The sequence below is a fragment of the Cupriavidus sp. PB-02 genome (assembly GCF_058252315.1).
The window spans coordinates 2,292,211-2,312,859 of the sequence record NZ_CM177695.1 but is presented as its reverse complement, the minus strand read 5'-3'; the positions used below and the strand labels follow the sequence as shown (position 1 = coordinate 2,312,859).

At 66.5% G+C, this 20,649-nt stretch carries 18 protein-coding genes; 13 read left to right on the top strand and 5 right to left on the bottom strand.

What is annotated here, in order from left to right:
• The first annotated feature begins 72 nt into the window (after positions 1-72).
• Complete coding sequence (locus AC10V3_RS31265; RefSeq protein ID WP_022539263.1) at positions 73-750, top strand: isochorismatase family protein; 678 nt, start codon at positions 73-75, stop codon at positions 748-750.
• An 88-nt stretch (positions 751-838) separates the two neighbouring features.
• Positions 839-1,465 carry an isochorismate family cysteine hydrolase YcaC gene (ycaC, locus tag AC10V3_RS31260; protein WP_022539262.1) on the top strand — a complete coding sequence of 209 codons (627 nt, stop codon included), beginning with the start codon at positions 839-841 and terminating at the stop codon, positions 1,463-1,465.
• Between the two features lie 135 nt (positions 1,466-1,600).
• Here the strand turns inward: ycaC and AC10V3_RS31255 are convergent, their stop codons facing one another.
• The 4 genes from AC10V3_RS31255 to AC10V3_RS31240 all read right to left on the bottom strand — a co-directional run bounded on the left by AC10V3_RS31255 (position 1,601) and on the right by AC10V3_RS31240 (position 6,720).
• On the bottom strand, positions 1,601-2,965 hold the full coding sequence (locus AC10V3_RS31255; protein ID WP_349608856.1) for an MFS transporter: 1,365 nt from the start codon (positions 2,963-2,965) through the stop codon (positions 1,601-1,603).
• Between the two features lie 47 nt (positions 2,966-3,012).
• Positions 3,013-4,617 carry a benzoate-CoA ligase family protein gene (locus tag AC10V3_RS31250; RefSeq protein WP_022539260.1) on the bottom strand — a complete coding sequence of 535 codons (1,605 nt, stop codon included), beginning with the start codon at positions 4,615-4,617 and terminating at the stop codon, positions 3,013-3,015.
• A gap of 83 nt (positions 4,618-4,700) precedes the next feature.
• A complete protein-coding gene (locus AC10V3_RS31245) occupies positions 4,701-6,248 on the bottom strand; it encodes a 3,4-dehydroadipyl-CoA semialdehyde dehydrogenase (protein WP_022539259.1) in 1,548 nt (515 codons plus the stop codon).
• A gap of 7 nt (positions 6,249-6,255) precedes the next feature.
• Positions 6,256-6,720, bottom strand: a complete 465-nt coding sequence (locus AC10V3_RS31240) for a DUF4863 family protein (protein ID WP_041682180.1) — start codon at positions 6,718-6,720, stop codon at positions 6,256-6,258.
• A 104-nt stretch (positions 6,721-6,824) separates the two neighbouring features.
• On the opposite strand from AC10V3_RS31240, the gene AC10V3_RS31235 reads away from it, so the two are divergent.
• The 4 genes from AC10V3_RS31235 (at position 6,825) to boxA (ending at position 12,526) form a co-directional block, all read left to right on the top strand.
• Positions 6,825-7,787 carry a helix-turn-helix transcriptional regulator gene (locus AC10V3_RS31235; protein ID WP_022539257.1) on the top strand — a complete coding sequence of 321 codons (963 nt, stop codon included), beginning with the start codon at positions 6,825-6,827 and terminating at the stop codon, positions 7,785-7,787.
• A gap of 172 nt (positions 7,788-7,959) precedes the next feature.
• Positions 7,960-9,618 (top strand): 2,3-epoxybenzoyl-CoA dihydrolase, encoded by a 1,659-nt coding sequence (gene boxC / locus AC10V3_RS31230; protein WP_022539256.1) that lies wholly within the window; start codon positions 7,960-7,962, stop codon positions 9,616-9,618.
• A 56-nt stretch (positions 9,619-9,674) separates the two neighbouring features.
• Positions 9,675-11,102: a benzoyl-CoA 2,3-epoxidase subunit BoxB gene (boxB, locus tag AC10V3_RS31225; RefSeq protein ID WP_022539255.1), complete on the top strand. Its 1,428-nt coding sequence runs from the start codon at positions 9,675-9,677 to the stop codon at positions 11,100-11,102.
• A 143-nt stretch (positions 11,103-11,245) separates the two neighbouring features.
• Entirely contained in the window at positions 11,246-12,526 is a 1,281-nt protein-coding gene (gene boxA / locus AC10V3_RS31220) for a benzoyl-CoA 2,3-epoxidase subunit BoxA (protein ID WP_022539254.1), read from the top strand.
• A 76-nt stretch (positions 12,527-12,602) separates the two neighbouring features.
• Here boxA and paaX read toward each other — a convergent pair whose 3' ends face one another.
• Positions 12,603-13,523 (bottom strand): phenylacetic acid degradation operon negative regulatory protein PaaX, encoded by a 921-nt coding sequence (paaX, locus tag AC10V3_RS31215; protein WP_349608861.1) that lies wholly within the window; start codon positions 13,521-13,523, stop codon positions 12,603-12,605.
• A 129-nt stretch (positions 13,524-13,652) separates the two neighbouring features.
• Here paaX and paaA point away from each other — a divergent pair, with 129 nt between their 5' ends.
• The 7 genes from paaA (at position 13,653) to paaK (ending at position 20,504) form a co-directional block, all read left to right on the top strand.
• A complete protein-coding gene (gene paaA / locus AC10V3_RS31210; RefSeq protein ID WP_022539252.1) occupies positions 13,653-14,639 on the top strand; it encodes a 1,2-phenylacetyl-CoA epoxidase subunit PaaA in 987 nt (328 codons plus the stop codon).
• Positions 14,640-14,694: 55 nt separating this feature from the next.
• Positions 14,695-14,976 carry a 1,2-phenylacetyl-CoA epoxidase subunit PaaB gene (gene paaB, locus AC10V3_RS31205; protein WP_010809321.1) on the top strand — a complete coding sequence of 94 codons (282 nt, stop codon included), beginning with the start codon at positions 14,695-14,697 and terminating at the stop codon, positions 14,974-14,976.
• A 13-nt stretch (positions 14,977-14,989) separates the two neighbouring features.
• A complete protein-coding gene (gene paaC / locus AC10V3_RS31200) occupies positions 14,990-15,742 on the top strand; it encodes a 1,2-phenylacetyl-CoA epoxidase subunit PaaC (protein WP_022539251.1) in 753 nt (250 codons plus the stop codon).
• 5 nt (positions 15,743-15,747) lie between these two features.
• Complete coding sequence (paaD, locus tag AC10V3_RS31195; RefSeq protein ID WP_022539250.1) at positions 15,748-16,263, top strand: 1,2-phenylacetyl-CoA epoxidase subunit PaaD; 516 nt, start codon at positions 15,748-15,750, stop codon at positions 16,261-16,263.
• Between the two features lie 17 nt (positions 16,264-16,280).
• On the top strand, positions 16,281-17,357 hold the full coding sequence (paaE, locus tag AC10V3_RS31190) for a 1,2-phenylacetyl-CoA epoxidase subunit PaaE (RefSeq protein WP_022539249.1): 1,077 nt from the start codon (positions 16,281-16,283) through the stop codon (positions 17,355-17,357).
• Between the two features lie 54 nt (positions 17,358-17,411).
• Entirely contained in the window at positions 17,412-19,076 is a 1,665-nt protein-coding gene (gene paaN / locus AC10V3_RS31185; protein WP_022539248.1) for a phenylacetic acid degradation protein PaaN, read from the top strand.
• Between the two features lie 78 nt (positions 19,077-19,154).
• A complete protein-coding gene (paaK, locus tag AC10V3_RS31180; RefSeq protein WP_022539247.1) occupies positions 19,155-20,504 on the top strand; it encodes a phenylacetate--CoA ligase PaaK in 1,350 nt (449 codons plus the stop codon).
• The last annotated feature ends 145 nt before the right edge of the window (positions 20,505-20,649 follow it).

Here is a 20,649-nt window from a genome sequence, read left to right as displayed (position 1 = left end):
CTATCCTTTCGCCACGGTCGGCCCGCACTGCCGGAGCCGACGGATCGCCAACCCGTGCCAAGGAGAATGCGAATGACCACCCCCGCCAATTTCAACGGCAAGCGCCCGGTCCTGGACCCCGCCGATACGGCCATGCTGCTGATCGACCACCAGAGCGGCCTGTTCCAGACCGTGGGCGACATGCCGATGCCAGAATTGCGCGCCCGAGCCGCCGCGCTGGCCAAGATGGCCACGCTGTGCAAGCTGCCGGTGATCACCACGGCGTCCGTGCCGCAGGGCCCCAACGGCCCCCTGATCCCCGAAATCCACGAGAACGCGCCGCACGCGAAATATGTCGCGCGCAAGGGCGAGATCAATGCCTGGGACAACCCCGACTTCGTCGCCGCGGTGCGCGAGACTGGCCGCAAGACGCTGATCATTGCCGGCACCATCACCAGCGTGTGCATGGCATTCCCGTCGATCAGCGCGGTTGCCGACGGCTACAAGGTATTCGCGGTGGTGGATGCCTCGGGCACGTATTCCAAGATGGCGCAGGAAATCACGCTGGCGCGCATCGTACAGGCCGGCGTGGTGCCGATGGACACCGCCGCGGTCGCCTCCGAACTGCAGCAGACCTGGAACCGCCCCGACGCACAGCAATGGGCCGAGGTCTACACGCAGATCTTCCCGGCCTACCGCCTGCTGATCGAAAGCTATACCAAGGCGCAGGAAGTCGAGAAGAACCATGAAGTGCTGGACTCCCGGCGTTGAAGCCTGACGCGCAAGTCACTACATATCCCCAAGGGCGCGGCCGCATGACGAACATGCCCTTCGCGCCCCCCCTACACAGGAGCACACCATGAGCAAGCCCTACAAGCGCCTGGACAAGAGCCAGGCGGCCGTCCTGATGGTCGACCACCAGGCTGGCCTGCTGTCGCTGGTGCGGGACATCGAGCCCGACAAGTTCAAGAACAACGTGCTGGCACTGGCTGACCTGGCCAAGTACTTCAAGCTGCCGACCATCCTGACCACCAGCTTCGAGGACGGGCCGAACGGCCCGCTGGTGCCCGAGCTGAAGGCGACGTTCCCCGACGCGCCGTTCATCCCGCGCCCGGGCCAGATCAATGCGTGGGACAACGAGGACTTTGTCGCCGCGGTGCGCGCCACCGGCAAGAAGCAGCTGATCATCGCCGGCGTGGTGACCGAGGTGTGCGTCGCGTTCCCGGCGTTGGCGGCGATCGAAGAGGGCTTCGAGGTGTTTGTCGTGACGGATGCTTCCGGAACCTTTAACGAAGTCACGCGCCATTCTGCCTGGCAACGGATGTCCGATGCGGGCGCGCAGCTGATGACTTGGTTCGGCGTAGCGTGCGAGCTGCACCGCGACTGGCGCAATGATATCGAGGGGCTGGGGACGCTGTTCTCGAACCATATTCCGGACTATCGGAACCTGATCACGGCGTACACGACGGTGAAAGGCGGGAAGTAAGCTGAGGAACCGCGATAGGTCTGGCGAACGGTCGTTTCGCTCCCCTCTCCCGCCTGCGGGAGAAGGGAGCGTTCGCAAGGCGTGGAGGCCTGCACCCAGCGCATTGGCATACGACCGCTACACACCCTCGGCTTCTCAAGCCTCCTTTACCGCAGCCGCAGGCGCCACCACACCAATTCCCGCCTGCGCCTGCGCCGACGCCGACCGCCGGTTATCAATCAGCGCCACCGCCACCACCGCAATCACCGCCGGAATCGCAATCGCCATGAAGTTCTGCTGCAACGGCAGCGACATCCCCACCAGCACGCCAATCACGATCGGCGCCAGGATCGCGCCGCTGCGCCCCACGCCCGACGCCCAGCCGATGCCGGTGCCACGCACCGCCATCGGGTAGAACTGGCCCGCATAGGCATAGGTAACGATCTGCGTGCCGATGGTGGAGGCGCCGGCCAGTCCCACCACGACGAACAGCGCGGCGCTCGGCATCGGGTAGCCCAGCAGCGTGATCGACACCGCGGCCAGCGAGTACATGCCGATCAGCACGTACTTGATCGGCAGCCGGTCGGCCAGCCAGCCGCCACCGATCGCACCGATCATCGCGCCGAAGTTCAGCACCAGCACGAAAGTCAGCGCCGAGCCCAGGCTGTAGCCCGCGCCGGCCATCAGTTTTGTCAGCCACGAGCTGAGCGCGTACACCATGAACAGGCACATGAAGAACGCCACCCAGAACATCACCGTGCTGAAGCCGCGGCCGTCCTGGAACAGGCGGCGGATCGGCGCGCTGCCGGCCTTGTCGTCGGCAGCCAGCGTGAAGACGTCGCCGGCTTGCGCGCGATGCGAAGGCACCAGGCGCGATACCACGGATTGCAGGGCGTCGGTCTGGCCGGTGCGGAGCAGGTAGGGCATCGACTCCGGCAGCGAGCGCAGCACCAGCGGGACCAGCAGCACCGGCAGGCCGGCGGCGAGGAAAACCGACTGCCAGCCATAGCTCTCGATCAGCCCCTTGCCCAGCAGCGCGGCCAACATGCCGCCGACCGAATAGCCGCTGAACATCAGCGTCACCAGCGTGCCGCGCAGCTTGCGTGGCGAGTACTCGGTCATCTGCGCCACCACGTTGGGCATCACGCCGCCGATGCCCAGCCCCGCCAGGAAGCGCGTGATGCTGAACGTCACCGGGTCACTGGTAAAGCCCGCGGCCGCGGTAAAGGCGCTGAACAGCAGGATGCAGATGGCGATAGCGCGGCGCCTGCCGATGCGGTCGGCCACGGTGCCGAGGAAGATCGCGCCGAACATCATGCCGAACAGCGCCGAACTGACCATAAAGCCCGCGCTGGTGGCGGTCACGCCCATTTCCTTCATGATCGATGGCAGCGCGATGCCGGCGACGGCCAGGTCATAGCCGTCGAAGATGATGATGATCGCGCACCAGAACAGGATAAGCGCATGGAAGCGGTTAAAGCGGGCCTCGTCGGCCAGCTTGTGGACATCGATCTGACGCATGGTTTGTCTCCGGTATGGTGGTATGGCGGGGCAGCCGGCGTTGCCGGTCATGCCACCGCTGCGGCACGCTTTTCGGCGGCCTTCAGTTCGCGCTCGCGCAATACGAAACGCTGGATCTTGCCCGTGGCGGTCTTGGGCAGTGCATCGACGAACTCGATCGCGCGCGGGTATTTGTAGGCGGCCAGCCGCTCCTTGACGAAGGCCTTCAGCTCGCCATCGCCAAGCTGCGCGCCCGCCTTCAGCACCACGAAGGCCTTGGTCTTGACCAGTCCTTCAGGGTCGGGCACGCCGATCACCGCGGCTTCCAGCACTGCAGGGTGCTGCACCAGCGTGGCCTCGACCTCGAACGGCGACACGTAGATGCCGCTGACCTTGAGCATGTCGTCGCTGCGACCGGCGTAGCTGTAGGTGCCGTCGGGATTGCGCACATACTTGTCGCCGCTCTTGGTCCAGCCGCGGTGGAAGGTCTCGCGCGACTTCTCGCGGTTGGCCCAGTACATCATGGCGGCGCTGGGGCCCTGGATATAGAGGTCGCCGATTTCGCCGTCGGGCACCGGGCGGCCTTCCTCGTCGCGCAGCTCGATGGTGTAGCCCGGCACCGGCCAGCCGGTAGTGCCATAGCGCACCTGGCCGGGCCGGTTGGACAGGAAGATATGCAGCATCTCGGTGGAACCGATGCCGTCGATGATCTCGCACCCGAAATGCGCGGTGAAGCGCTGGCCGATGTCGGCGGGCAACGCCTCACCGGCGGACGAGCACAACCGCAGTGCCACCTCATCGCGCGCGGGCAGCGCCGGCGAAGCGAGCATGCCGGCATAGCCCGTGGGCGCGCCGAAGAACACGGTGGGCTTCTGCTCGCGCCAGCGGCGGAAGTTGGCTTCGGGCGTGGGCCGTTCGGCCATCAGCACCACCGTCGCGCCCACGCTTAGCGGGAAGCTGAGGCCGTTGCCGAGCCCATAGGCGAAATAGAGCTTGGCCGCGGAGAAGCAGATGTCCTGTTCCTGCAGGCCGAGCACGGGGCCCGCATACAGGGCGGCCGTCCAGTACGGATTGCCGTGGCTGTGCACCACGCCCTTGGGCTGCCCCGTCGAGCCGGACGAATAGAGCCAGAAGCCGGGATCGTCGGGACTGGTCGCGGCAGGCGCGGACAATGGCGTTTGCGTGGCGAGCACGGTATCGAGCGCCACCATGCCGTCCGGCAGCGGTCCGCGCGCCCGCGACACGAACACCTTGCCCACTTCATGCCCGGGCCGCGCCAGGGCGTCCTGCAGCAGCGGCAGCAGCGCGGCCGAGACCAGCACCGCCTGCGCGCGGCTGTGCTGCAGCATGTAGGCGTAGTCGTCGGCGGTCAGCAGCGTGTTGACGGCAACAGGCACGATGCCGGCATACATCGCGCCGAGGAAGCACACCGGCCAGTCGGTGCAGTCGTGCATCAGCAGCAGCACGCGCTCCTCGCGGCGGATGCCGGCATCGAGCAGCGCGGCGGCCAGGCGGCGCACCCGCTGCGCCAGCTCGCCATAGGTAAGCTGGCCGTCGTCGTCGATATAGGCGGCCTTGCCGGTGCGCCCCGCATTGCAGCCGAGCAGGTGCGCGGCAAAGTTGAAGGACGTGCCCGGTGGCTGGACCGGGACGTCTGCGGTGATGGCGGTCATGCGTGTCTCCCCGTTTCTGGTGTACGGTGTGCTGCGCGCCGCCATGCGGACGTGGCGGCGCGGTAAAGCCGGATGGCTGACTGTCAGGCGAGGGTGTCGAGCACCGCGGTGCTGGCCTGGATGGCGCTGCGACGGTGGTAGAAATTCAGCGCGCGCAGGCCGCCCAGTTCTTCACCGCCGCCGGCGCGGCCGGGGCCGCCGTGCAGCGATTGCGGCATCACGTTGCCGTGGCCGGTGTGCAGTTGCGCGACGTCGGGCGAGATCACATGCACGCGGCCGTGGCTGTCGGCCAACGCCACCGCTGCGGCGCCCAGCGCCGGAGCGTTGCTGCCATAGAGCGATGTCACCAGCGAGCCCTGGCCGCGGCGCACCAGCGCGAGCGCGTGGGCGGTATCGCGGTAGGGCAGCAGCGTGGCGACGGGGCCGAAGACTTCGGTGTCATGCACCGCGGCGGCAGCGTCCGCATCGTTGGCGCCGAGCAAAGTCGGGCCGATGCAGCAGGCAACGGCGGGATCGGCATCGACCAGCAGCTGCTGCGTGCCGTCATGCAGCACCTTGGCATGCTTGCGCAGGTTTGCCAGGCCTTCCTGTACGGCGTTGAACTGTGCGCGGCTGACCAGCGCGCCCATGCGCACGGCGTCGTTGCGCGGGTTGCCCACGGTGACTTTCGACAGACGCGCACCGATGGCCTCCGCCGCTTGCCCGTACAGCGCCTCGGGCACGAACACGCGCCGGATCGCCGTGCACTTCTGCCCGGACTTGACCGTCATCTCGCGCACCACTTCCTTGACCAGCAGGTCGAAGGCGGCGGTGTCCGGGCTATCGCTCGGCAGCAATACCGCGGAATTGATGCTGTCCGCCTCGATATTCACGCGCACCGAGCGCTGCGCGATCGCCGGATGCGAACGGATCACCGCAGCCGTATCGGCCGAGCCGGTGAACGACACCACGTCGAACGGCTGCAACTGGTCGAGCAGTCCGGCCGAGCTGCCGCACACCACCGACAATGCACCCGCAGGCAGCACGCCGGCCTCGACCACGTCGCGCACCATGCGCTGGGTCAGCCAGGCAGTGGCCGTGGCGGGTTTGACGATCACCGGCACGCCGGCCAGCAGCGCGGGCGCGGCCTTCTCCCACAGGCCCCAGCTCGGGAAGTTGAAAGCATTGATAAACAGCGCCACGCCGCGCGTGGGCACCAGCACGTGCTGCGACTGGAACAGCGGATCCTTGCCGAGGCGCGCGGCCTCGCCATCGAGCAGGTAATGCCGGTCGCCGAGCGTGTCGCCCAGCTTTGCATACGTGCCCAGCGTGAAGATGCCGCCGTCGATGTCGACCGCCGAGTCGTTCTTCACAGTACCGCTGTTGGCGGTGGCGATCTCGTAGTAGGCGTCGCGGTTGGCCTGCAGCACCTTGACGACCTCGGCCAGCAGCGCGGCACGCTGGCGGTAGCTCAGTGCGCGCAGTGCGGCACCGCCCTGTTCGCGCGCGAAGGCGAAACCGGCCGCCAGGTCCAGCCCGGTGGCGTCCACGCGCACCAGCTCACCGCCGAGCACCGGATCGAACAGCGCCGTGCCGGCACCGCTGCCGGCTTGCCACTTGCCGCCGAGGTAGTTGGAAAGCAATTCAGTCATGGGGATCTCAGCGCGTGAAGTCGATGCGGCCTTCCGGCAGCAGGTAGAGCACCAGCGCGCGGCCGTTGCTGACGGTGGGGCGGTGGGCGCTGCCCGGCGGGCACACCAGCCAGCCGGCGGGGCGGCCGTCGAACTGCGCGTCGCCCTCGAGCGGCATGATCAGGTCGATCTCGCCATTGGGATGGGTATGGTGCGGGCCGGCAATGTCCTGCATGTCGACCACGTCCACCGAGAAGCCATGCAGGTCGTCGGCAGGCTTGAAGATGCGGCCGTAGCGGATGCCGCCGCCTTCACGGTCGCACAGCCAGCCTTCGGCCACTCCGGCCTGGCAGGCTTCCTTCAGTTGCTGGTAGGTAGGGCTGCCGGCGCCGTGCTCGGCATTGAGCCAGGCGTCGAGTGCCGCATCGAGCGGGCGGCCTGCCAGTTGCACGGTGAGCTGCGCGATCTGGCTGCGGAATTCAGTTGGGGACAGGGTGCGGGACATAAGAAGAGGGGGGCTCCGTCTGATTCGCCAGTTGCTATCGCTGGCTTCATGCATTATTGTGCATGTATGAAAAATAGGACCACCGAGAAATCATGTCAAGCACTATATTGCATGAGTCTGGGTTAACCCGGGATGCCGATCTGCATCATGATTCAGGCGTCGCTGCCGCCAGCAGCGGGGAGAAAAACCCGTTCCTGGTCGCGCTGGGCGAGCGCGTGCGCGAGCTGCGCGCTCGCCGCGGCCTGACGCGCAAAGCCGCGGCGCACGCGGCCGGCGTGTCGGAGCGGCACCTGGCCAACCTGGAGTACGGCAGCGGCAACGCTTCCATCCTGGTGCTGCAGCACATTGCCGACGCGCTGCAGTGCTCGCTGGCCGGGCTGCTGGGCGACGTGACCACCTCTTCGCCCGAATGGATCCTGCTGCGCGAACTGCTGGAGCAACGCGACGAAGCCACGCTGCGGCGCGTGCGCATTGCCGTGGGCGAGATGCTCGGTACCGGCGGCGAGAACGCCGGGCAGGCCGCGCGCAGCTCGCGGGTGGCGCTGATTGGGCTGCGTGGCGCCGGCAAGACCACGCTGGGCGGCATGCTGGCGGAAAACCTGGGCTTTCCTTTTGTCGAGCTGAGCCGCGAGATCGAGAAGTTTGCCGGCTGCAGCATTGCCGAGATCCAGGGCCTCTACGGCATGAACGCCTACCGCCGCTACGAACGCCGCGCGGTGGAAGAAGCCATCCAGATCTATCCCGAAGCGGTGATCGCCACGCCTGGCGGACTGGTGTCGGACCCGGCCACCTTCAATCTGCTGCTCGCCCACTGCACCACGGTGTGGCTGCAGGCTGACCCGGTAGACCATATGGAGCGCGTGCGCGCGCAGGGTGACTTCCGGCCGATGGCGGCCAGCAAGGAGGCGATGGAAGACCTGCGCCATATCCTGGCGGGCCGCGCGGCGTTCTATTCCAAGGCGGAGTTCGCGCTGGACACCAGCGCGCAGCCGCTGGAGCCAACCTTTGCCGCGTTGCGCGAGTTGGTGCGAAACGCCCTGCGCATGCCGGCCTGATGCGAGCCGGCCACTTCCTTGGGCCCATGAAGGTGGTACAGGAGCATCGCGCGACGCTTCTCTAAAAATCTGCACAATAGTGCTTGCATGGAATTCGAATGATGAACTATAGTTCGTCTCACTAGATTCCTGTTCGTGCACGATAGTGCAGTTTCGCAGAGGAGACACCGCCGTGACCATCGCCCCCCGCGTCGAATACCAGACCGACCCCTCCCAGTACAAGCACCTGAAGCTCAAGTTCGAGGGCCCTGTCGCCACGCTGGCGGTGGACATCGACGAGAACGCCGGCCTGCGTCCCGGCTACAAGCTCAAGCTCAACAGCTATGACCTCGGCGTCGACATCGAACTGAACGATGCGCTCAACCGCATCCGCTTCGAGCATCCGGAAGTGCGCACGGTGGTCGTCACCAGCGGCAAGGACAAGGTGTTCTGCTCCGGCGCCAATATCTTCATGCTGGGCGTCAGCAGCCATGCGTGGAAGGTCAACTTCTGCAAGTTCACCAACGAGACCCGCAACGGCATCGAGGACTCGTCGCAGCACAGCGGCCTGAAGTTCCTGGCCGCGGTCAACGGCGCCTGCGCCGGCGGCGGCTATGAACTGGCGCTGGCCTGCGACGAGATCCTGCTGGTGGACGACCGCTCGTCGGCCGTCAGCCTGCCTGAAGTGCCGCTGCTGGGCGTGCTGCCGGGCACCGGCGGCCTGACCCGGGTGACCGACAAGCGCCGTGTGCGCCATGACCTGGCCGACATCTTCTGCACCACCACCGAAGGCGTGCGCGGCCAGCGGGCCAAGGACTGGCGCCTGGTCGACGATATCGCCAAGCCGGCGGTGTTCGCGCAGAAGGTGCAGGAGCGCGCGCTGGCGCTGGCCGCGCAGAGCGACCGCCCGGCCGATGCGCAGGGCGTGGCACTCGCGCCGATCGAGCGGACCATCGACGCCGATGCGCTGCGCTACACGCACGTGACGGTCGAGATCGACCGCGCCGGCCGCAGCGCCACCTTCACGGTCAAGGCGCCCACCGGCGCACAGCCGCAAAGCATCGAAGAGATTGTGGCAGCCGGCGCCGCCTGGTACCCGCTGCAACTGGCGCGCGAACTGGAAGACGCGATCCTGTCGATGCGCACCAATGAACTGGACATCGGCACCTGGCTGATCAAGACCGCCGGCGACGCCGCCGCAGTGCTTGCCACCGACGCCACATTGCTGGCGCACAAGGACCACTGGCTGGTGCGCGAGACCATCGGCCTGCTGCGCCGCACGCTGAGCCGCCTGGATGTGTCGTCGCGCAGCCTGTTCGCGCTGATCGAGCCGGAGTCGTGCTTTGCCGGCACCTTCCTGGAACTGGCGCTGGCCTGCGACCGCAGCTACCACCTGGCGCTGCCGGACGACGAGGCGCGCGCGCCGAAGATCACCGTGGCGGAAGTCAATTTCGGCCTGTACCCGATGGCCACCGGCCAGAGCCGCCTGGGCCGCCGCTTCTACGACGAACAGCCCGCGCTCGATGCCGTGCGCGCCAAGGCCGGCCAGCCGCTCGATGCCGATGCCGCTTATGCGCTGGGTCTGGTCACCGCCAACCCCGACGATATCGACTGGACCGACGAAGTGCGCATCGCGCTGGAAGAACGCGTGGCGATGTCGCCCGATGCGCTCACCGGCATGGAAGCCAACCTGCGCTTCAACGGCCAGGAAAACATGTTCACCCGCATCTTCGGCCGGTTGACCGCTTGGCAGAACTGGATCTTCCAGCGCCCCAACGCCGTCGGCGACAAGGGTGCGCTCAAGGTCTACGGCAAGGGCGACAAGGCCGCCTTCGACTGGAACCGCGTCTGATCCAGCACCCACCGCGAACCAAACGACAACCGAATCGTCCCCCGAAGGAGACCACCATGTCCGGCATCAACTACAGCGACAAGATCCCCAACAACGTCAACCTGAGCGAAGACCGCACCCTGCAGCGCGCGCTCGAGCAGTGGCAGCCCAACTACCTGAGCTGGTGGAACGACATGGGCCCGGAAGGCTCGCACAGCCATGACATCTACCTGCGCACCGCCATCAGCGTCGATCCGCAGGGCTGGGCCCACTTCGGGCACGTCAAGATGCCGGACTACCGCTGGGGCATCTTCCTGAACCCGGCCGAGGCCAACCGCAAGATCCACTTCGGCGACCACAAGGGCGAGGACGCGTGGCAGGACGTGCCCGGCGAATACCGCGCGAACCTGCGCCGCATCATCGTGACGCAGGGCGATACGGAACCGGCATCGGTCGAACAGCAGCGCCACCTCGGCCTGACCGCGCCCAGCATGTACGACCTGCGCAACCTGTTCCAGGTGAACGTGGAAGAGGGCCGTCACCTGTGGGCCATGGTCTACCTGCTGCACAAGTACTTCGGCCGCGACGGGCGCGAGGAAGGCGAGGCGCTGCTGGAGCGCCGCAGCGGCCAGCAGGACAACCCCCGCATCCTGCAGGCGTTCAACGAGCAGACGCCGGACTGGCTGTCGTTCTTCATGTTCACCTACTTCACCGACCGCGACGGCAAGTTCCAGCTGTGCGCGCTGGCCGAAAGCGCATTCGACCCGCTGGCCCGCACCACCAAGTTCATGCTGACCGAGGAAGCGCATCACATGTTCGTGGGCGAGAGCGGGGTGTCGCGCGTGATCCAGCGCACCTGCCAGGTGATGAACGAACTGAAGACCGATGATCCCGCCAAGCTGCGCGCGGCCGGCGTGATCGACCTGCCGACCTTGCAGCGTTACCTGAACTTCCACTACAGCGTGACCATCGACCTGTTCGGCGCCGATGAGTCGAGCAACGCCGCCACCTTCTACAGCACCGGCCTCAAGGGCCGCTACGAAGAAGGCAAGCGCGTGGACGACCACGTGCTCAAGGGCCAGACCTACCGCATCCTGCAGGCGCAGAACGGCCAGCTGACCGAGAAGGAAGTGCCGATGCTCAACGCACTCAATGAAGTGCTGCGCGACGACTACATCAAGGACAGCATGGGCGGCGTGGAGCGCTGGAACAAGGTCATCGAAAAGGCCGGCATCCCGTTCCGCCTGAAGGTCCCGCACAAGGCCTTCCACCGCAATATCGGCGCGCTGGCCGGCGTCAAGGTATCGCCGGACGGCCGCGTGATCTCCGAGGCCGAATGGCGCGACTTCCGTGACCAGTGGCTGCCCTCCGAAGGCGACCGCGCCTTCGTCGCCAGCCTGATGGGCCGCGTGGTCGAGCCGGGCAAGTTCGCCAACTGGATCGCGCCGCCGGTAATGGGCATCAACCGCCAGCCGGTGGATTTCGAGTACGTGCGCTTCAACTGAGCCACGCGCTTATCAATTGCTCCCTGTTTGCTCCCCTCTCCCGCTTGCAGGAGAGGGGCCGGGGGAGAGGGCTGGCGCTTCAACGAAGCGCCGCTGCTTAAACGACCCTCACCCCGAGCGCCCCTGATTCTGTGGAGACCGCCATGGACATGGCAGAAATTCAAGTCATCAAGCAGCACCTGATCGATCCCGAGATCTGCATCCGCTGCAACACCTGCGAAGCGACCTGCCCGGTGGGCGCGATCACGCACGACTCGCGCAACTACGTGGTCGATGCCGACAAGTGCAACCTGTGCATGGCCTGCATTTCGCCGTGCCCGACGGGCTCGATCGACAACTGGCGCGCCATGCCCCGGCTGCGCGCCTACAGCATCGAAGAGCAACTCACCTGGGACACGCTGCCGGAAGAACTGTCGCCTGAGCAGCTGGCCGATCTGGCGCCCGGCGCTGAGATGCAGACCGCCGCGCCCGAGATTCCAGCCACGTCGCCGCTGGCCGGCACCGGCGCAGACGCCTTCAACAGCGCCCGCTACGGCGCTACCGTGCCGCCGTGGTCCGCCGCGCATGCCTACACTAACCTGTACGGCGCCAAGTCCGCCAAGAAGACCATCACCGCCACCGTGACCGGCAATGTGCGCGTGACCGAAGTAGGACGCGAATACGACACGCACCACATCGTGCTGGATTTCGGCGCGACACCGTTCCCGGTGCTGGAAGGCCAGTCGATCGGCATCGTGCCGCCGGGCGCCGACGCCAGCGGCCGCCCGCATCATGCGCGCCAGTACTCCATCGCCAGCGCGCGCAATGGCGAGCGCCCGGGCTACAACAACCTGTCACTAACTATCAAGCGCGTGCTGGACGACCACGACGGCAATCCCGTGCGCGGCGTCGCGTCCAACTACATGTGCGACCTGAAGGTGGGCGACAAGGTGGAAGTGATCGGGCCGTTCGGCGCCAGCTTCCTGATGCCCAATCATCCGCGCTCGAATATCGTGATGATCTGCACCGGCACCGGCAGTGCGCCGATGCGGGCCATGACGGAATGGCGCCGGCGCCTGCGCAAGGCCGGCAAGTTCGACGGCGGCAAGTTGATGCTGTTCTTCGGCGCGCGCACGCGGGAAGAGCTGCCTTACTTCGGCCCGCTGCAGAGCCTGCCGAAGGACTTCATCGACATCAACCTGGCGTTCTCGCGCACGCCGGGGCAGCCCAAGCGCTATGTGCAGGACCTGATGCGCGAGCGCGCGGCGGATCTGGCGGCGCTGCTGGCGAGCCCCGACACCTGCTTCTACGTGTGCGGGCTGAAGAGCATGGAAGAGGGTGTGGTGCTGGCGCTGCGGGATGTGGCGCAGCAGGCCGGACTGAATTGGGAGTCGCTGGCTGAAGGGCTGAAGCGCGACGGTCGCTTGCATCTGGAAACGTACTAAGCCGGTATCAATTCCCACAGACCCGCTCCCTCTCCCGCGCGCGGGAGAGGGGAGCAGACAAGCGGCCTGCGGGACGTCAGGTATGTGTAAAGCGCTTGTGCAACTCACGCTTCGCGTCCAGCAGCGCACCATCTGCCGCCTCTATCACCCCGTGCAGATACTTCTCGCTCGCATCCAACAACGCCGTATAAATCTCGCTGCACATCCCCCGCGCCGTGCGACCAGGCCAGTCCGCCGGCAGAAGCACTTCCGGCAGGTTCGGATCGCGCAGCAGCACGCGCCGGTACTCATGCACCAGCAGCGTCCGCACGAAGAAGGCATCGGCCGGCGCGAGCTGTGCCGCTTCTTCCGCCAGCGGTGAAAACCGCCGCAGCAGCGCCTGCCACGCGTCGGCCACGTCGCCCAGCTTGAAGGTCTGGTGCATCAGCGCCTGCAGCGGCCTGATAGAAAACGCCTCCAGGCTGCTCGCCTCCATCACCGCCACATACTCCTGCGCCCGTGCCGCCTGGACGATCTCGCGCAGCGAGGCCAGGTCGGCATTGGGGTGCGCCATCACCCCGGTCGCGATCGCGCCGAACCCTTCCCAGAGCAACTCCCGCTTCAGTCGCTGCCGGATCGTGGCGCGTACGTCACCGCGCACCATTACCAGCGTCCAGCGCCCGTCCCATTCGGGCGCTTCGCCCGCATAGATGCGCTTGCCCGCGTGCAGCACGCGTTGCAGGCCAGCTTCCGACAGTCCGTAGTAGCTGCGCCGCCCGATGCGCGTGGCGGCCAGCCAGTCGTCGGCGGTGAGGCGGAAAGTGGCGGTGCGCACCAGCCGGTCATTGATGCCGAACGGCGCCGCCAGGCGGATCAGGCTGCCCAGCCAGATCGCCTGCGGCCGTGGCGCGACCACGTCGCCGAACAGCGTCACCAGCAGCGAATTGGCGCCCAGCTTGAGCCCGCGTGCCAGCCGCGCCACGCGAGGGGAAACCGGATCGGGGTCTGGCGTAGCCATCGGGGGCCTCCGAAAGTGATACACAAACGGCGATTGCTTGAATCAAATTGTATCACTACCATCTATTTCAACTTACGAGATTGACGCAGATCAAGACGTTGATCACGACCAAAACAGGTGGAGCAGGCGATGTACGCACAGCTGGTGGAGACAGGAGCAACAAGGCTCCGCGCAATGGAAGAAATGGACCCGCAGGAACGCGAGTTCCAGGCCCGCGTGGATGCCGGCATCAAGATCGAGGCCAAGGACTGGATGCCCGAGTCGTACCGCAAGACCCTGATCCGCCAGATCTCGCAGCACGCCCATTCGGAGATCGTCGGCCAGTTGCCCGAAGGCAACTGGGTCACCCGCGCCCCCACGCTGGAGCGCAAGGCGGTGCTGCTGGCCAAGATCCAGGACGAGGCTGGCCATGGCCTGTACCTCTACAGCGCGGCCGAGACGCTGGGTGTGTCGCGCGACCAGATGCTGGGCGACCTGCATTCGGGCAAGGCCAAGTATTCCAGCATCTTCAATTACCCGACGCTGAGCTGGGCCGATATCGGCATGATCGGCTGGCTGGTCGATGGCTCGGCCATCATCAACCAGGTGCCGCTGTGCCGCTGCTCGTTCGGCCCGTATGCGCGCGCTATGGTGCGTGTCTGCAAGGAAGAGTCCTTCCACCAGCGCCAGGGCTACGACATCCTGCTCTCGCTGTGCAACGGCACGCCCGAGCAGAAGCAGATGGCGCAGGACGCGCTGAACCGCTGGTGGTGGCCGGCGCTGATGATGTTCGGCCCGTCCGACGGCGATTCGCCCAACAGCGCGCAATCCATGCAATGGCGCATCAAGCTGTTCTCCAACGACGAGCTGCGCCAGAAGATGGTCGACCAGACCGTGCCGCAGGCCGAGTACCTGGGCCTGACCATTCCCGATCCCGACCTGAAGTGGAACGAGGAACGCGGCCACTATGACTTCGGCGAGATCGACTGGTCCGAGTTTTACAACGTCCTCCAGGGCAACGGCCCTTGCAACCGCGACCGCCTGCGCACCCGCGTGAAGGCCTGGGACGACGGCGCATGGTTCCGCGACGCGCTGGTGGCCCACGCCGACAAGCAGGCGCAGCAAGCCGCCGCCTGACCCCGCGGCGCGCGGCGCCGCTCCCCATCGAACCCGCATCAAACAGGAGGTAGCCATGAAAGAGTGGCCGCTTTGGGAGATCTTTATCCGCAGCCAGCACGGCCTGGCCCACAAGCACGTGGGCAGCCTGCACGCGCCCGACGGCGAAATGGCGATCAACAATGCCCGCGACGTCTACACGCGCCGCAACGAGGGCGTCAGCGTCTGGGTGGTGAAGGCCGGCGATGTGGTCGCCAGCAGCCCCGGCGACAAGGGCCCGCTGTTCGAGCCGGCCAACAGCAAGGTCTACCGCCACCCGACGTTCTTCCCCATGCCGGAAGCGGTCAAGCACATCTGATACGGCGCGCATCATGGACAACCACAAGCTCGAATACCTGCTGCGCCTCGGCGATTCCACGCTGGTGCTCGGCCAGCGCCTGTCGGAATGGTGCGGCCGCGGCCCGGCGCTGGAGGAGGACATTGCACTGACCAACGTGGCGCTCGACCTGGTCGGCCAGACCCGCCTGTGGCTGGGTTATGCCGCGGAAGTGGAGGGCACCGGCCGCACCGCCGACCAGCTCGCCTACCTGCGCGACGCCCACCAGTTCCGCAACCTGCTGCTGGTCGAGCAGCCCAACGGCAGCTATGCCGATACGCTGGCGCGCCAGTTCCTGTTCGACACCTGGCATTACTTCCTGCTGGAAGGGCTGCAGCGCTCGACCGACGCGCGCATCGCAGAGATCGCCGCCAAGTCGCTCAAGGAAGTCACCTACCACGTGCGCCGCAGTGCCGACCTGGTGGTGCGCCTGGGCGACGGCACCGAAGAGAGCCATCGCCGCATGCAGGACGCCTTCGACGACCTGTGGATGTTCACCGGCGAACTGTTCGAAGCGGATGCGGCCGAGGCCGCGCTGGTGCGCGACGGCGTGATTCCCGATCCCGCAACCCTGGCCGAGCCCTGGCAGCGCCATGTTAGCGAGGTGCTGGAAGAAGCCACCCTGCGCGTGCCCGCCGGCCAGTGGGCACAGAGCGGCGGCCGCCACGGCCGGCATACCGAACACCTCGGCTACCTGCTGGCCGAAATGCAGTTCCTGCAGCGCGCCTATCCCGGCGCGCAGTGGTGAGCGCCATGACCGCGCAAACGCTGGCACGCCCCGCCGTCGAACAGGTCTGGACCTGGCTCGATACGGTGCCGGACCCTGAGATCCCGGTGATCTCCGTGGTGGACCTTGGCATCGTGCGCGACGTGGCATGGGTCGGTGAGACCTGCGTCGTCACCATCACGCCGACCTATTCCGGCTGCCCGGCCATGACGGTGATCCGCGAAGGCATCGAAAGCGCGCTCGCCGCACAGGGCGTTGATTCCGTGCGGGTGCAGACGCAACTGGCGCCGGCCTGGACCACCGACTGGATGACCCCGCGCGGCAAGGCCAGCCTGAGCGGCTACGGCATCGCGCCGCCGGCGCAGCAGGTGATCGATATCAGCGGCATCAGCCGCAAGGCGTCGCCCGCGCTGGTGGTGGCCTGCCCGCATTGCGGCTCGCGCCATACGCGGCTGGTCAGCCAGTTCGGCTCGACCGCGTGCAAGGCGTTGTATCGCTGCGGCGACTGCAAAGAGCCGTTCGACTACTTCAAGGCTCACTGAGAAGGAAAGGTGGGGAGATGAGCAAATTCCATGAACTGACCGTGGCCTCGGTCACGCGCGAAACCCGCGACGCCGTGGCCGTGACCTTCGCCGTGCCCGACGAACTGGCCGACACCTACCGCTACGTGCAGGGCCAGCACCTGACGCTGCGCACCGGCATCGGCGGCGAAGACGTGCGCCGTTCCTACTCGATCTGCTCGGCGGTGCAGGATGCACGGCTGCGCGTGGCGATCAAGCGCGTCGACGGCGGCCTGTTCTCCAACTGGGCCAACGAGCAGCTGCAGCCGGGCATGACGCTGGAAGTGATGCCACCCTCCGGCCATTTCCACGTGCCGCTGTCCGCCACGCACGCGAAGCACTACGTCGCCTTTGCCGCCGGCAGCGGCATCACGCCGATGCTGTCGATCATCAAGACCACGTTGCAGGCCGAGCCGGAGAGCCGCTTCACGCTGTTCTACGGCAACCGCGCTTCGTCGTCCGTGTTGTTCAAGGAAGAGCTGGAAGACCTGAAGGACACCTACCTGCAGCGCTTCAACCTGGTGTTCGTGCTCAGCCGCGAGCAGCTTGATATCGATCTCTTCAACGGCCGTATCGATGGCGCGAAGGTCAATGCCTTGCTGAAGCACTGGGTGAAGCCACAGGACATCGACGTCACCTTTATCTGCGGCCCGCATTCGATGATGGAAGAGGTGTCGCAGGCGCTGCAAGACAACGGCGTCGACAAGACACGCATCAAGCGCGAGCTGTTCGCCACCAGCATCCCTTCAGCCCGCCCGGCGGCGCATGCGCACAAGCAGGCCGGTCAGCAGCAGTGCGAAGTCACCGTGATCCAGGACGGCCGCACCCGCAGCTTCACGCTGGAGAAGAACAAGGAGACCGTGCTGGACGCCGCGCTGGCGCAGGGCATCGAACTGCCTTACTCGTGCAAGGGCGGCGTCTGCTCGACCTGCCGCTGCAAGCGCATCGAAGGCGAGGTCGACATGGACGTGAACTTTGCGCTGGAAGACTACGAAGTCGCCCGCGGCTTCATCCTGAGCTGCCAGAGCTATGCCGTCAGCGACAAGCTGGTGATCGACTTTGACCAGGAATCCTGAAGCGTCCTGGTCCTCCCCCTGATTACAGAAACCCGACATCCCCCGGAGCAAGCCGTGTCCCATCCGTTTTTTGAGCGCCACCAGGCGCTGCTGGAACAAGCCACCCAAGCCATCGCCGAGCGCGGCTACTGGAGCCCGTTTTCCGAAATGCCGAGCCCCAGGGCCTACGGCGAAACCGCCAACGCCGACGGCAAGGCCGCCTTTGAAGCCCGCCTGAACAAGCCCTTTGCACTGTCGCAGCCGGGCACCGTCGGCCAGGCCGGCAAGGAAGTCTCGCCGTACGGCCCGGAACTGGGCATCACCTATCCGAAGCCCGACCTCGACCAGCTCTTCGCCGGCGTCGCCAAGGGCATGCCCGCCTGGCGCAAGGCCGGACCGGAAGCCTGGGTCGGCGTCTCGCTGGAGATCCTGCAGCGCCTGAACCGCCGCAGCTTCGAGATCGCCTACGCGGTGATGCACACCACCGGCCAGGCCTTCATGATGGCCTTCCAGGCGGGCGGCCCGCACGCGCAGGACCGCGGCCTGGAATCCGTGGCCTATGCCTGGGACGAGCTTCGCCGCATTCCGAAGCAGGCCATCTGGGAGAAGCCGCAGGGCAAGAACGAACCGCTGCGTATGGAGAAGCGCTACAGCGTGGTGCCGCGCGGCGTGGGCCTGGTGATCGGCTGCTGCACCTTCCCGACCTGGAACGGGTATCCCGGCCTGTTCGCCAGCCTGGCGACCGGCAATGCGGTGGTGGTCAAGCCGCACCCCGGCGCAATCCTGCCGCTGGCGATCACGGTGGAAGTGGCGCGTGAAGTTCTGGAGGAAGCCGGCTTCGACCCGAACCTGGTCACGCTGGTCGCCAACGACCCGAGCGAGCGCATGGCGTCCAAGCTGGCCCTGCGCCCGGAAGTCCGCCTGATCGACTTCACCGGCAGCAGCACCAACGGTGACTGGCTGGAGCGCAATGCGCGCCAGGCGCAGGTCTACACCGAGAAGGCCGGCGTCAACCAGATCGTTATCGCCTCTACCGCCGACTTCAAGGGCATGGTGCGCAATATCGCGTTCTCGCTGTCGCTGTACTCGGGCCAGATGTGCACGGCGCCGCAGAACATCTACGTGCCGAAGGACGGCATCGATACGCCGGAAGGGCGCGTCAGCTTCGAACAGGTCGCCGCGGCGATCGGCGAGGCCGTGAGCAAGCTGACCGGCGATCCGGCGAAGGCCGTGGAACTGCTGGGTGCGATCCAGAACGACGGCGTGGTCGAGCGCATCGAGTCGTCGCGCGCGCTCGGCGAGATCGTCGCCGACAGCCGCGTGCTGGAACATCCGGAGTTCCCCGGCGCGCGCATCCGCACGCCGCTGGTGCTGAAGGTGGACGCCAGCGACGAGGGCAAGATTATGCAGGAACTGTTCGGCCCGATCTCGTTCATTGTCGGCACCGACAGCACCGCGCACAGCATTGCGCTGGCGCACCGCGGCGCGAAGCAGCACGGCGCGCTGACGCTGTCCGCCTACACCACTGATGCGGGCGTGACCGAAAGCATCCGCGATGCCGCCGAAGACGCCGGCGTGGCGCTGTCGCTCAACCTGACCGGCGGCGTGTTCGTGAACCAGTCGGCCGCGTTCAGCGATTTCCACGCCACCGGCGCCAACCCGGCGGCGAACGCCTCGCTGTCGGATGCCGCCTTCGTCGCCAACCGCTTCCGCGTCGTCCAGAGCCGTTCGCATATCTGACGCCAAGGCTTGCAGTCGTAGTACCCCGGCGCCGGCCCCCCTCGCTTGTGGCGCCATCATAACGAGATGGAGTAGACAATGGTTCAACGCATCCCCAACCCCAACGAGCTGGAGCCGATCGAGCGCGCCAGCCGCGACGAACTGCAAGCCTTGCAGCTGGAACGGCTCAAATGGAGCGTGCGCCATGCCTACGACAACGTGCCGCATTACCGCAAGGCCTTTGCCGCGGCGGGGGTGCATCCGGACGACCTGCAGTCGCTGTCGGACCTGTCGAAGTTCCCGTTCCTGACCAAGCAGGACCTGCGCGACAACTATCCCTTCGGCATGTTCGCGGTGCCGCGCGAGCAGGTGGCGCGCGTGCATGCGTCGAGCGGCACCACCGGCAAGCCGACCGTGGTCGGATACACGGCGAAGGATATCGATACCTGGGCCAGCGTGGTGGCGCGCTCCATCCGCGCCGCCGGCGGGCGCGCCGGCGACCTGGTCCATGTCAGCTACGGCTATGGCCTGTTCACCGGCGGCCTGGGTGCCCACTACGGCGCGGAGAAGGCCGGCTGCACCGTGATCCCGATGTCCGGCGGCCAGACCGAGAAACAGGTTCAGCTCATTCGCGAGTTCCAGCCCAACATCATCATGGTGACGCCGTCGTACATGCTGAACCTGATCGAGGAGATGGAGCGCCAGGGCATGGATCCGTCGGACAGCTCGCTGAAGGTCGGCATCTTCGGCGCCGAGCCGTGGACCGATGCGATGCGCGCCGAGATCGAGGCGCGCGCCGGCATCGATGCGGTGGACATCTACGGGCTGTCTGAAGTCATGGGTCCGGGTGTCGCGTGTGAATGTATCGAGAGCAAGGATGGCCCGGTGATCTGGGAAGACCATTTCTACGCCGAGATCATCGACCCGGTGACCGGCGAGGTGCTGCCGGACGGAGAGGAGGGCGAACTGGTGTTCACCTCGCTGACCAAGGAAGCGCTGCCGGTGATCCGCTACCGCACGCGCGACCTCACGCGTCTGCTGCCGCCGACGTCGCGGTCGATGCGGCGCATCGGCAAGATCACCGGGCGCTCGGATGACATGCTGATCATCCGTGGCGTGAACGTGTTCCCGTCGCAGATCGAGGAACTGATCCTGAAGGCGCCGGCGCTGGCACCGCAATATCAGCTGGTGGTGACCCGCGACGGGCACCTGGACAAGCTGGAGGTGCGTGTCGAGGCGCGCCCCGAGCGCTCGGCGTCCCTCTCCGCCGACGACCGCGCGGCGCTGGAGCGCGAGCTGAAGGACCAGATCAAGACCTATGTCGGCGTTACTACGCGGGTGCAGGTGGTGGCCGCCGAGGGCATCGAGCGCACCAGCGTCGGCAAGGCGCGGCGCGTGGTGGATATGCGGTCCAAGGTTACGCACGAGCAGCCGGTCGGCGCAATCTGAAGCGCTGCTTTCTACCACCACCCCCGGCAAACGCCCCCCTCTCCCGCCTGCGGGAGAGGGGAGCAAACCGCCGGCAGATCCAGAACCTCAACGATTCACCCCCGCGATGGCGCCCACCCAGAGCCGCCACGCCAACCCCTGCGCC

Bases quoted from the DNA above. Each gene is read 5' to 3' on its own strand.
- AC10V3_RS31265 (WP_022539263.1), top strand. From the start codon at position 73: ATGACCACCCCCGCCAATTTCAACGGCAAGCGCCCGGTCCTGGACCCC.
- ycaC (WP_022539262.1), top strand. From the start codon at position 839: ATGAGCAAGCCCTACAAGCGCCTGGACAAGAGCCAGGCGGCCGTCCTG.
- AC10V3_RS31255 (WP_349608856.1), bottom strand. From the start codon at position 2,965: ATGCGTCAGATCGATGTCCACAAGCTGGCCGACGAGGCCCGCTTTAAC.
- AC10V3_RS31250 (WP_022539260.1), bottom strand. From the start codon at position 4,617: ATGACCGCCATCACCGCAGACGTCCCGGTCCAGCCACCGGGCACGTCC.
- AC10V3_RS31245 (WP_022539259.1), bottom strand. From the start codon at position 6,248: ATGACTGAATTGCTTTCCAACTACCTCGGCGGCAAGTGGCAAGCCGGC.
- AC10V3_RS31235 (WP_022539257.1), top strand. From the start codon at position 6,825: ATGTCAAGCACTATATTGCATGAGTCTGGGTTAACCCGGGATGCCGAT.
- boxB (WP_022539255.1), top strand. From the start codon at position 9,675: ATGTCCGGCATCAACTACAGCGACAAGATCCCCAACAACGTCAACCTG.
- boxA (WP_022539254.1), top strand. From the start codon at position 11,246: ATGGACATGGCAGAAATTCAAGTCATCAAGCAGCACCTGATCGATCCC.
- paaX (WP_349608861.1), bottom strand. From the start codon at position 13,523: ATGGCTACGCCAGACCCCGATCCGGTTTCCCCTCGCGTGGCGCGGCTG.
- paaA (WP_022539252.1), top strand. From the start codon at position 13,653: ATGTACGCACAGCTGGTGGAGACAGGAGCAACAAGGCTCCGCGCAATG.
- paaB (WP_010809321.1), top strand. From the start codon at position 14,695: ATGAAAGAGTGGCCGCTTTGGGAGATCTTTATCCGCAGCCAGCACGGC.
- paaC (WP_022539251.1), top strand. From the start codon at position 14,990: ATGGACAACCACAAGCTCGAATACCTGCTGCGCCTCGGCGATTCCACG.
- paaD (WP_022539250.1), top strand. From the start codon at position 15,748: ATGACCGCGCAAACGCTGGCACGCCCCGCCGTCGAACAGGTCTGGACC.
- paaE (WP_022539249.1), top strand. From the start codon at position 16,281: ATGAGCAAATTCCATGAACTGACCGTGGCCTCGGTCACGCGCGAAACC.
- paaK (WP_022539247.1), top strand. From the start codon at position 19,155: ATGGTTCAACGCATCCCCAACCCCAACGAGCTGGAGCCGATCGAGCGC.